13 protein-coding genes and 1 other RNA gene are annotated in these 10,976 nt (G+C 43.5%); 4 read left to right on the top strand and 10 right to left on the bottom strand.

Annotated elements, in window-relative coordinates; translation table 11 throughout:
• Positions 1 to 188: 188 nt before the first annotated feature.
• The 10 genes from SYK_RS02680 to SYK_RS02635 form a co-directional block, all read right to left on the bottom strand.
• Positions 189 to 800: a recombinase family protein gene (locus SYK_RS02680; RefSeq protein ID WP_281762078.1), complete on the bottom strand. Its 612-nt coding sequence runs from the start codon at positions 798 to 800 to the stop codon at positions 189 to 191.
• Positions 801 to 982: 182 nt separating this feature from the next.
• Entirely contained in the window at positions 983 to 1,837 is an 855-nt protein-coding gene (locus tag SYK_RS02675; RefSeq protein ID WP_281762077.1) for a hypothetical protein, read from the bottom strand.
• A 269-nt stretch (positions 1,838 to 2,106) separates the two neighbouring features.
• On the bottom strand, positions 2,107 to 2,331 hold the full coding sequence (locus tag SYK_RS02670; RefSeq protein ID WP_281762076.1) for a hypothetical protein: 225 nt from the start codon (positions 2,329 to 2,331) through the stop codon (positions 2,107 to 2,109).
• Positions 2,332 to 2,388: 57 nt separating this feature from the next.
• Positions 2,389 to 2,604 carry a hypothetical protein gene (locus SYK_RS02665; protein WP_281762075.1) on the bottom strand — a complete coding sequence of 72 codons (216 nt, stop codon included), beginning with the start codon at positions 2,602 to 2,604 and terminating at the stop codon, positions 2,389 to 2,391.
• A gap of 108 nt (positions 2,605 to 2,712) precedes the next feature.
• Complete coding sequence (locus tag SYK_RS02660; protein ID WP_281762074.1) at positions 2,713 to 3,552, bottom strand: hypothetical protein; 840 nt, start codon at positions 3,550 to 3,552, stop codon at positions 2,713 to 2,715.
• 593 nt (positions 3,553 to 4,145) lie between these two features.
• The gene (locus tag SYK_RS02655; protein WP_281762073.1) at positions 4,146 to 4,412 is read right to left on the bottom strand and encodes a hypothetical protein; all 267 of its coding nucleotides are present in this window, start codon (positions 4,410 to 4,412) and stop codon (positions 4,146 to 4,148) included.
• Between the two features lie 26 nt (positions 4,413 to 4,438).
• Complete coding sequence (locus SYK_RS02650; protein WP_281762072.1) at positions 4,439 to 4,756, bottom strand: hypothetical protein; 318 nt, start codon at positions 4,754 to 4,756, stop codon at positions 4,439 to 4,441.
• On the bottom strand, positions 4,756 to 4,974 hold the full coding sequence (locus SYK_RS02645) for a hypothetical protein (protein ID WP_281762071.1): 219 nt from the start codon (positions 4,972 to 4,974) through the stop codon (positions 4,756 to 4,758). The genes SYK_RS02650 and SYK_RS02645 overlap by 1 nt, the downstream gene beginning before the upstream one ends.
• 446 nt (positions 4,975 to 5,420) lie before the next feature.
• Positions 5,421 to 5,768, bottom strand: a complete 348-nt coding sequence (locus SYK_RS02640) for a KilA-N domain-containing protein (RefSeq protein ID WP_281762070.1) — start codon at positions 5,766 to 5,768, stop codon at positions 5,421 to 5,423.
• Positions 5,769 to 6,047: 279 nt separating this feature from the next.
• A complete protein-coding gene (locus SYK_RS02635; protein WP_281762069.1) occupies positions 6,048 to 6,656 on the bottom strand; it encodes a KilA-N domain-containing protein in 609 nt (202 codons plus the stop codon).
• Positions 6,657 to 7,260: 604 nt separating this feature from the next.
• On the opposite strand from SYK_RS02635, the gene SYK_RS02630 reads away from it, so the two are divergent.
• From SYK_RS02630 to ssrA, 4 genes are all read left to right on the top strand, one after another.
• On the top strand, positions 7,261 to 8,226 hold the full coding sequence (locus tag SYK_RS02630) for an HlyD family secretion protein (protein WP_281762068.1): 966 nt from the start codon (positions 7,261 to 7,263) through the stop codon (positions 8,224 to 8,226).
• 17 nt (positions 8,227 to 8,243) lie between these two features.
• The gene (locus tag SYK_RS02625) at positions 8,244 to 9,179 is read left to right on the top strand and encodes an ABC transporter ATP-binding protein (RefSeq protein ID WP_281762067.1); all 936 of its coding nucleotides are present in this window, start codon (positions 8,244 to 8,246) and stop codon (positions 9,177 to 9,179) included.
• Positions 9,176 to 10,309: an ABC transporter permease gene (locus SYK_RS02620; protein WP_281762066.1), complete on the top strand. Its 1,134-nt coding sequence runs from the start codon at positions 9,176 to 9,178 to the stop codon at positions 10,307 to 10,309. Before SYK_RS02625 ends, SYK_RS02620 begins: the two co-directional genes overlap by 4 nt.
• A gap of 242 nt (positions 10,310 to 10,551) precedes the next feature.
• Positions 10,552 to 10,936, top strand: a transfer-messenger RNA (tmRNA) gene (gene ssrA / locus SYK_RS02615).
• The last annotated feature ends 40 nt before the right edge of the window (positions 10,937 to 10,976 follow it).

Raw genomic sequence — 10,976 nt, 5'->3', positions numbered from 1 at the left:
GTCCAGAAATGTATGCTGCTTATGACACTTACCAATTTATCCCGCCCTACACCAACGAAGACTCACTTAATTTGAGGTAATCGGGGTTAGTCCGAATTTTTTCAACTCCGACAACGTCAGGGTTTTGCGAAAATATGGAGAGGCCGAAGCCGCAACGACGAAGCCGCCATTTTTGACAGGGGGGGGCTTTAGACGCTCAAATTTCGGCTCTTAATGAAGTTTACTAATGTCGGGGGAGCAACCTTCAAATACAATGCTAAAGCGCGTCTGCTGATCCCCTTCTGGAGCAGGTCAACAATCTCATCTTCACGTCCATCCAGCTTGCTTTTGCCTTTGCTGCCTTTCGGACGGCCAAGTGTCTTTCCCTTCGCTCTGGCGGCATCTAAGCCCATTTTAGTGCGCTCTGAGATAAGATCACGCTCAATTTCAGCCAGTAATCCGAACATGGCAATTTGAACCTTTGCAGTGATATCCTTGGCTCCGTTAAGCTTCATTCCTTGCTTGATAGCAACAAAGGTCACACCCTTCCCCAGCAACTCATCAATCGTCAAAACAATCTGGGACAATGATCTTCCGAGGCGGGAGAGTTCCGAGACAACCAGTGTGTCTCCATCTCCCAAGACATTCAGAAGTTCATCAATACGGCGTTCCTTAATCGATTTCCGACTACTGGCTTCCAGTTTGAACCACTGGTGAATTTTGATGTCTTCGGAATCGGCGTATTTCAGAATTGCGTTCTCCTGACTTTCAACATCCTGCTTCGTGGTGCTAACCCGGACATATGCGACTGCCTTTCCCATGATCACTTCTCCAGTGATATAATAAAACGTTCAACGAGATTTATTTATACATTCAATGGAATAAAATAGTCAACCCATTTTATATATCAAAACAAGAATAAAAAACGTTCGTTTTATTATATCACTTGATAAAAATGAACGGGGTTTCAACATCCACCCCGCTCACCCTTCTTAGACCGCGTCTAAGCAGCTTTCTTCATCATCTCTGTAAGGTTTTCCGGTTCCGATTTCGGCTCGGTCATTTCCTTAATACTTTCCGGTGTAAGGCCGAAAGGCAATGCATCTTTCAAGGCTGGCATAGCTTGAAAAGTCATTCTGTTTGCAGTCCACTTTTCAACAACTTTTGCAATCTCTTCAAGATCACTGATCCACGGATAATACGCTTCAACCAACTTCTTTTCGGCCATCTTAAAGATTCCCTCCGAGGGTTCGAAAAGAGTATTTTTTCGAACGGCTTCCAACAAGTTCAAATCTTGAACGAGGTCACCAGTCTTTGTAATGGAACGCAACGCACTGGATGTTCGTTCCATGTCATTTTGTCCAAGCCGCTTATAACGCGCTGCAAGCTCCTGCCTGATTGTTTGCTGCGCTATGGTGCGCACCATCATCTCTTCTTTACTCGAAGGCTCTGGAAGCAATGTCGCCCGATATTTCACCATGTCCACAAAAGAATTCTTATCAGCCGCCATTTGACGAGCTTCGGCTACAAGACGGCAGTATTCTTGAACATCTTTTGAAAGCAATTTTGCCGCTTCTGGGGCCTGCAAATCTCGCTGCATTTTATAGAGATTGTCAGCGTTCTCGGTGAAGATTCTCTTGATCTTTGACAACTGCCAATTGAGCTTCAAGCAATATAGGTCAAGAGCTTTATAGGCGCAAAGAGGTTCTGTGTCGTGCTGAGGAAAAACTTGATTGTACGATTGCTCTTCCGGTTTAAAGATCGTGGAAAGCTCAATCTCCGCATTTGGGATATCATATTTTTTTCCACCAATACGAAAGGTCCGTTCATCCATCAATTCAAAGCCAAATTTACTCATTTTAATTCCTTCTGTTAAAGGTTACACGGGCAATGCCGTTCAATAATAAAAATCGGCCTGTCAAAAGGCCGGACACTAGTTCCGTAGGATCGTTCGGAGGCGGGATTAAACACCCCCCAGCATCCGTTAAGCTCCAGACATCAATGTCATGAGCAAGTTGCGATAATTCGTCTTCCGTACAAATAAATTTGACTATTCCAAGATGAGCCGTTTTGAAGCTCTCCAATGTGGCTTGGACCTTCTCCAGAGCACGGATTCGACGTTTAATATTATGCTGAGACATCGTTCAGCATCTCTTGTGTCTCTTCCAGTTTATCGAGTCGGTCGACAACTTCGATTTCTCGGATAAGCTGGGAAACGGTGTTCAACGCGTAAATCAATTTTCCGAGTTCCTTCGGTTCAATTTTCCCTGATTTTGCTTTCAAATAAAGTCGAAGCATTTCATCTCGCAGCCCTTCAAGGGTGTCGAGAGACTTGTGTTTTGGTCGTGCCATGTTTTTATCCTTGTATGGGGGTGCGGGGTGCAGGTCCGAGCAGAAAAATTGACAGTCCTAAGCATCTGCCGCCATCGCTGCCTGTCTGCGTAGGAACCATCCAGTAACCTCTGTGTTGGTTGAATCTTTGAGTTCCTGAATCGCTCTGACATTGTGCATCAAAAAATGCCGTACAACGCTGGAAAGTGAGCACTCATCCAAGTCTGAAATGCGACTCAAAAATTCATGTAAATTGTCATCTAGTCGAAATGTAATTTTCTTATCTTTTGTCATGTTTAATTTCCTTTTCTCCAAAACGAGAATGCCACCCCCGGAAGTAATGAGGATGGCATTCACGATGCCGTTTTGCTCGACTTTCCAGCCGAGCCGGAAGGTCACCAGTTAGGAGAGTTGATTTGTAAAATGAATATCCATTGCCTCTCGAAACAAAGGCATTGTTAAAGCGGTATCTCTTGCCGCTTCCAACCCTTCGTTTTCGACTGTGTGTTGGATTCCTTTCAAATAAAATTCAATTGCCGCTGTCATGAATTTCGATGGCGAAATTTTCGATTGACGCAGCAATTTGTTTAAAATGGAGATTCCATCAAAATGAAATCCACGGGATTTGTTGGTCTTCTTTGCTGGTTGATATTTCTCTGTAAATTCATGCAGGACTTCGGAATATATTTCGGGAGAATATTCCTCTTCAAAGTCTACAGCCGCTTTCTGTGTGGATTCCAGTAGATAGAACATGATCCAGCACATTATGCTTCTCAAAATTTCAGCTTTTGACTGGCCGGTGTATTTCTCCAGATAGTCAATAAATCTTGCGTGAGGCACCGGTATTTTAATTTGATAATCATGGTCAAAAACCTTTTCTTCAGAACCATAGGAACCGCCTTTCATTCTTTTGGCGATGTCATTCTTCATATCCTTTATGGCGTTATCAACTGCGGTATGAAGGTAAGTTGTAAACTTGACCGGTTTAGCTGGGTCGTACTTTAGACTACATCGCCCGACACAAGCCCAAACAAGGTCTTTGAGGTCTTCATCTTTGGCGAACATTCCTGTCTGAGTGAGTTCCTTTTTGCATCTGTTGATTTGTTTCTGGACAATCTTCAAAAGGTCTTTCTCTTTGAATCCGTTCCAATACTGGTGTTGCCTTTTGGCGAATATCCTGTCGGCATTATCGGAAAAGATTTTGGATTCTAAGTCCTTTAACATTTGATCAATTTTATCCATATGTTCCTTTCTTAAAAGTTTTAAATCTGAACACCCCAGTAAGGCGAAGCTCACGACGAATTCAGGCCAGAGCGAAGCTCTGGACGTGAAGAATTCGTTCCCCGCCGGGAGGGCGAAAGGATCGGAGCGAAGCGGAGAGCCTCAATCTTGAAGTGTTTTGATTAATATTGAAGATGTTTCGTAGCTGGGCGGCTGCGCCTTCGCCCACCTACGAGTCGAACTCTCACTCGGCTGCTACGCGCCTCGCATTAGTTCGAACTTCGCTGGAATTTATTCTTTTGGGAGTTGTTCAACAAATAGTCTTCCTACTCTCTTATACGAAACAGGAGTGTTGAATTATTCTTTTTTGGGTTATTGAAGAAAACTTTTTCTGGATTTGTTTAACCAGATATTTACTCTCTTCATAGTATTATACGATTTCGAAGTGTTGACTTTTTCCGTTTTGGGCTATTTTGAACTGCTAAATTAAAAATGAGGCAACGTAAAAACAACGAATACGCTGCCCCATTAATCTTTAACTCTCAATCGCCTTCACGAGGATATCTGGGTAGTTTTTACCAATAGAAGTTATAAGTTGAATTTATATTTTAATATTAAGCGGCTTCATAAAACGAATTAGGAGAATAGTGTTTTTCCAGAAGCGTTTTCATTCGAATTTTGACCGCATCAATTTCTGCAAACGCCCTCTCCATCCAACCCACTATCGGCTGAGCCATATCTATAATATCAGTTATTTTATTAATGTATTCGAGAGAGTCTGCCCTAACCATGGAACTATTTTCTGACAAGGCATACTCAACAGCAATAGTCATTCGTTGGACTCTTTCTGCAACATCTATAAAGGCCAAAATAAAATTCATATTCTTTTTTCCATCAAGCCTAGATATTAGGAACCAGAATTATTATAATTATAACTGAGAATGCTCAAGATTTCGTCAGGGATATTGGTAATCTCAACAAAATCATCAGGCCCACTTCCAATCACTTTTAGAGCCCAACAATCTTCAATATTTTCATTTGTAAAAACAAATATCCAACCATCTTCATTCCCATCGTATTCAATCGCTACAATGTCTTTGGCGTAGAAACCTTGTTGCAAGTGCTTTCCATAAACATTCTCAGCATGTCTTATAGGCATTCCATACAGTATATCATTCCGCGCCTCTGCCACATTCATCATTTCGCAAAATTCATAATTTATCATTATGCAGCCCTCCCAGTCTGTCCACCATAGCAAAGAGCCGTTGCCATCGGATCATAATCCAATAGATTCTCAATCCGATGGCGAATAATGCGAAGGTCAATTTTAGTTTCAATAATCAATTCTCGCATCTGTTTTTTTCTTTTCCATACACTGGGCTGCAACGGGAATGGCTTCAAATTCCATAAATTTTTTCTCGTTAAATCCATATTCTTTATCATTGAATTCTCCATATGAGCATTACTCATTTATTTAATATTTTTTGATGTTTCCGTCCCTGACCAATTCAGAGACGCTTATGACGTTTTTCATTTTTTTTTGCGCAAAAAAAGACCCGTTACAACAAGATGCTTTCCCCTTCTTGCAATTTTTTTTCTTCAAATGTCGGTTTGTTTGAACTTCAGAGACTACTAAAGTCCGATCAAAATGCGGATGGTCTAATTTTTTAAGCAAAACGAAAACAATGTAGGTCTATGCCGATGACACATTGCTATTAGCCTCTTTTTTCACTTAGGATGGGGTCATGTCTCTCCGATGCCGGGGAAGGCGGTTAAAATATTGCTGACGTTTCGTGCTTCCGATAATGTTATTAGTCACATCGAATAGATATTTTTCAGTAGATTTCAGAAGAAAGTTAAACTTTTTTCTGAATAACACAAAAACTTCATTATTTAAGCGTGTTACATGTCACCAAAACATCATTGCACCAAATATGGAACTCCGGGCTGAGATATTTAGCATATGCAAGGCCAATAATGGGATGGGCAAAGTTTCCACCGTAGCGACCTTTTTTAATGTTGGTCAAAGCCGTAATATTTACGGCTTTAGACTTCTTAACTAAAGCAATCATTATCTTTTCAGTTGCTGGAGAGCGGAGAAAAGCATGGGGCTGATTGCTTTTATCCCCACCACACGCTTTCCAAAGACTGGTGAGATTCAACATCCCGTCCGTGACTGTGACGATAATGGGATGGGCAAACGTGCCGCCGTAACGGCCTTTTTTAATATTGGTCAAAGGCGGGATTATCCCGCCTTTGGATTCTTCTTTGACGATAGTGCATTCATCAGTTCCCCGACCTTGGAAAGCCGAAGACATTCGAGGGGGCGATTGATGTTGGTTAAAGGTAAGATAATCTTACCTTTAGTTTTTCCCTCAAGGGCAAGGCAACCAACATCCTTTGAGCATCATGCGGAGAAGCCAAGCAGCGGGCTTCAGAGTGACATCCTCACCACACGCTGGTGAGATTCAACTTCCCGTCCGTGGTGATGATTTCTTTACCAACAAAATCTCATTTCACCAGATATGGAACTCCGGGCTGAGATATTTGGCGTAGGCAAGGCCAATAATAGAATGGACCTGATTTCCGCCGTAGCGACCTTTGGTGATATTGATAAGTTGGGATATCCCAACTTTGCCCAACTTTTCATCAACCGCGTCTATCAGCCGCTGAGAACCTTCCCAGCGTAAAAACTCAGCGGGTTTGCGGTTTTGATTTCTCCTACACGCTCTCCACATGCTGGTGAGGTTCAACATCCCGTCTGTGACCGTGATTTTGTTACACCAGATATGGAACTCCGGGCTGAGATATTTGGCATAGGCAAGGCCAATAATGGGATGGGCGAAGGTGCCGCCGTTACGACCCTTAACAAATTTTGTAAGGTCAGAATCCTGACCTTTTTTCTTTCCAACAGCCTCAACCAATTTACAAGTGCTGCTATTGGCAAACCACTTTGTAGGCTTATTCCTCTGTTCCCCACCACACGCCTTCCAAAGACTGGTGAGATTCAACATCCCATCCGTGACCGTGATTTCCCTACCATTGTAAATTTCAAGAATTGTTGTTGCCGACAAGGTCCATTCTCCATCTAAAGGATTACAATTTAAGTTCGACCAGTTCTTCAAATCCTCCTTAAAAAGGCCTTAGAAGGGATTTCTGAATAAATTATCTATGCCTAATGAGACTCCATCATATGTATCCTAAGGAACAAACCTTAAATCACGTTGTCGTCGGTCAGGAGAAGCCATTTTCCACATTGGTGAAATTGAAATTTCGAATTTCTCGGATTCTGGAATTAGGAATCTTCGGTTTGGATGGATACAAAAAAGTGTTCCAATTCTGTACTGACTTGACCACCACAACTGATTTTGGTACACATTTGGTACATATTCATTCGTTCTTTTACAGTCAGGCTTTTTGAAATACCATAGGAAAATTCAATAATATTAGATAGTTGGTGACATGTTACAACGGTCATCGTAGAGTCGGAGGTTCAAGTCCTCTCCTCGCTACCACGATTGAAATGAATCCCGTAAATCATAATGATTTACGGGATTCTTTTTTTCGCTGAGTAAAAGCCTTCTCAGGCATGTTGGACTAAAAACAATTCAAACCCTCACGCCTTTCAGACATTCAAAACTGAAAACCAATATGGTTTCTTCTCTTGATAGATTGTTTTTTTGTTCGAACAGGCGTACTTTGTTGCACACTCAACAAAACTAATACACCATGATAAAAAAGACATTTTTCATCTTTACCGGCTTTATTTTCCTCATCGCTGCTTGCTCGGAGGGACCGACCAACGTCTTTCAGGGGTATGTTGAAGGAGAATATGTTCTTGTCGCATCTCCAATTGGAGGGACTCTCAATGACCTCTCTGTCTCTCGAGGGCAAACCATCCCCCAAAACGCCCCTCTTTTTGCTCTAGAGCGAAATTTCGAGAAAGCCGCTGTAGATGAAGCCACACACGGATTGCATCGCGCACAAGACAATCTCGCCAACCTTGAAAAAGGACAGCGCCCATCAGAGATCGCATCAATCCAGGCCCAACTCAGACAGGCAAAAGCCTCGGCGGCCTTGGCAAAAATCGAATATTTGCGCCGCGTAAAACTCATCGCCGAAAAAACGATCTCTCAGGAAGAACTAGACAGATCAAAAAGTGACTATGATCAAAAAATTCAACAGGTCAAACAGATGACAGCAGACTTGACAACGGCACGACTCGGCGCACGCAGTGATGAAATAAGAGCGGCCATGGCGGCAGTGCTACAAGCCCAAGCCATGCTTGATCAGGCTCAATGGAATTTTGACCAAAAAATACGTTCAGCACCCAGTTCCGCATTCGTATTTGATACCCTTTTCAGAGTCGGCGAATGGATATCTCCCGGACAGCCGGTCGTATCCTTGTTACCACCGGAAAATGTTGAAGTTCGATTCTATGTCCCTCAAACAATCGTCGGAAAGATTCAACAAGGCCAAAAAGCAATCGTAACATATGACGGAGCCGAAAAGCCAATTGATGTAACAATTTCATACATTTCGCCTGAGGCCGAATTCACTCCACCCGTAATCTATTCCAGTCAAAGTCGAGCAAAACTCGTCTTTATGCTCAAGGGTAAATCGTCACGAGAAGACGCCACTCAACTCCACCCAGGGCAGCCAATCGATATCACCATCCCCGCACTTGCTCAATAAAACTAACGGCTTATCGTATGTCCTCTGATATAATCATCGACGTGCAGGGGTTGACTAAATCCTTTGGTCCAAAAACCGTTGTCAACAATCTGGACATGAAAATCCGCAAGGGTGAAATTTACGGTTTTCTCGGTCCAAACGGATCAGGGAAAACAACGTCTATCCGCATGCTATGTGGACTCCTCAAGCCGAATTCCGGCTCTGGAACTTGTCTTGGTTATGACGTTATCAATGAATCCGCCCGCATCAAACCACATGTTGGATACATGACGCAAAGATTCAGTTTATACGAAGACTTGACTGTCAGAGAAAACATTGAATTCACGGCTCGTGTATTTGGCTTAAACAATCCAACACGAAAAGCAGGCGAATGTATTGAAAGAATGGGACTTGGTCCCTTTGAAAAGCAACTGGCAGGAAATCTCTCTGGAGGCTGGAAACAAAGACTTTCCCTCGGTGTCAGCACACTCCATTCCCCCAAGTTGCTCCTTCTGGATGAGCCAACTGCTGGCGTGGACCCAGGTGCACGCAGAGATTTCTGGGACCAAGTGCACACCCTTGCTTCTCAAGGCATCACAGCCCTTATCAGCACACATTACATGGATGAAGCCGAACGATGCCACAGACTCGCATATATTGCGTATGGCACCCTTCTCGCGACTGGTACTGTTGTAGAAATGATCAAGAACGCACAACTGACGACATGGAACGTTAGCCTTACAAATGGCGAGGGAGCGCTTCACGCCCTTTCTGAACAACTCAAAACACTTCCCGACATTGATCAGGTTGTTGCCTTTGGAAACACACTTCATGTCAGTGGCAGAAATGCCGAACTCCTTGAAAAGGATATCAAACCATTTCAAAAACACCCTTATGACTGGACTCTGATAGATACCAGCCTTGAAGAAGTTTTCATTGACCTGATGCAGCAAAGCAAAGGGGATCTGGAATGACCTTCTTTTCCCTCAGACGATTCATTGCAATGGTCAGCAAAGAATTCATACAAATGCGAAGGGACAGACTTACCTTTGCCATGATGATCGGTATTCCACTCATTCAGTTGGTTCTTTTCGGATATGCCATCAACTCGGATCCGCGCCACCTGCCCACGGCAGTGCTTTCTGCGGATAATTCACAATTCTCCCGAGCCATTATAACCGGGATGCAAACAAGTACCTTCTTTGACATTACGCACCATCCAAAAACTCGTGCCGAAGCCACTAGGCTCATCCGAGAAGGACTAGTCCAATTCGTCGTTACGATACCCGAACAATTCGAGCGCGACCTGCTCCGCAATGATAGGCCTGTTCTGCTTCTTGAAGCTGATGCAACAGACCCGATGGCAACCGGCAATGCCGCAGGTTCATTCCCTGAAATTATCCGACGGGCCCTCGCCAAAGAACTCAAAGGACCAGCTGCTAAACTCAATCAGAGCCTGCCTCCGGTCGATATTCGTATCCATAATGATTACAATCCTGAAGCGGAAAGCCAGTACAACATTGTCCCAGGGCTAATCGGCGTCATTTTAACACTCACGCTCGTCATGATTACGTCACTCGCTATTACAAGAGAATCTGAACGTGGAACCATGGAGCACCTACTTGCCACCCCTGTAAGCCCGCTTGAAGTCATGCTTGGGAAAATCATTCCCTATATTCTGGTGGGATATATTCAGATAACATTAATTATTCTGGCGGCTCGCCTTTTATTTAATGTACCCATGCACGGAAGTGTTACATTAGTGTTTGCTCTCTCCCTGATCTTCATCGGAGCAAATCTTTCTGTTGGGGTCACAATCTCGACCGTCGTCAAGAACCAACTCCAAGCCGTTCAAATGTCCATATTTTTCTTTCTGCCATCCCTTTTGCTCTCAGGATTCATGTTTCCTTTCAGGGGAATGCCTCAATGGGCACAGGCTGTCGGTTCAATTCTTCCCCTAACACACTACCTTCGCCTTATCAGAGGAATCCTTCTCAAAGGTAATAACTTTGAAGAATCAATCCATCATGTTTGGCCGATCCTCATTTTCTGGATAATAATTGTTGTCATCGGCTTGAAAAGATACCGCCGGACACTCGATTAACTATTCAACGGCTCATTCTGCCTCCATCCTTCTACCTTCAATAAGAAATACTCCTTACATGACATTCACAGGATTATTCCGCACTCTAGAGATTGCTTAGAAAAACTAATAAGCCACTGAAATAATACTATTTTAAAATACAGATCTTCACGTTGATCATTTTTTCTTTTTTCACGTCCCGATTTGAGTTGCCAAACCAATCAAACTACTTATATACGTTGTGTCCGTTAGTTCATTGACATGGGGGCGCACTGGTTTCGACGGGGATAGTTGAAGTCAAGGCCGCAGGTCGAGGTTGGTCGATGGCCTCGTAAAAATCGACCACAAGATAATTGCAAACGACAATTACGACTACGCAATGGCTGCTTAATTGCAGAATTGCTACATGACACCTTAGAGTGTCACGATTCTACCGCCGACGCCTTATGAGCGGATAGGATCGACAAACTATAGGGCTAGCATCATAGTTGGGTTTCTTTGGCTATGGCGCGAAATAATAAGAGGACTAGTCTAGGGGCTGTTTGGCCCGGTGCAATCCTCTAGGCGAAATATTATTCCGGACCTAAACCTGTAGAAGCTTTCACGGATCGTTCTCGGACGGGAGTTCGACTCTCCCCGCCTCCACCATTTTCTTTGTATGACGCAAAAAAGCCCCGCCAAATTGGCG

Origin of the sequence: Pseudodesulfovibrio nedwellii, assembly GCF_027923765.1 — a bacterium.
GTDB lineage: Bacteria > Desulfobacterota > Desulfovibrionia > Desulfovibrionales > Desulfovibrionaceae > Pseudodesulfovibrio > Pseudodesulfovibrio nedwellii.
This window is presented reverse-complemented; position numbering and strand designations above follow the sequence as displayed.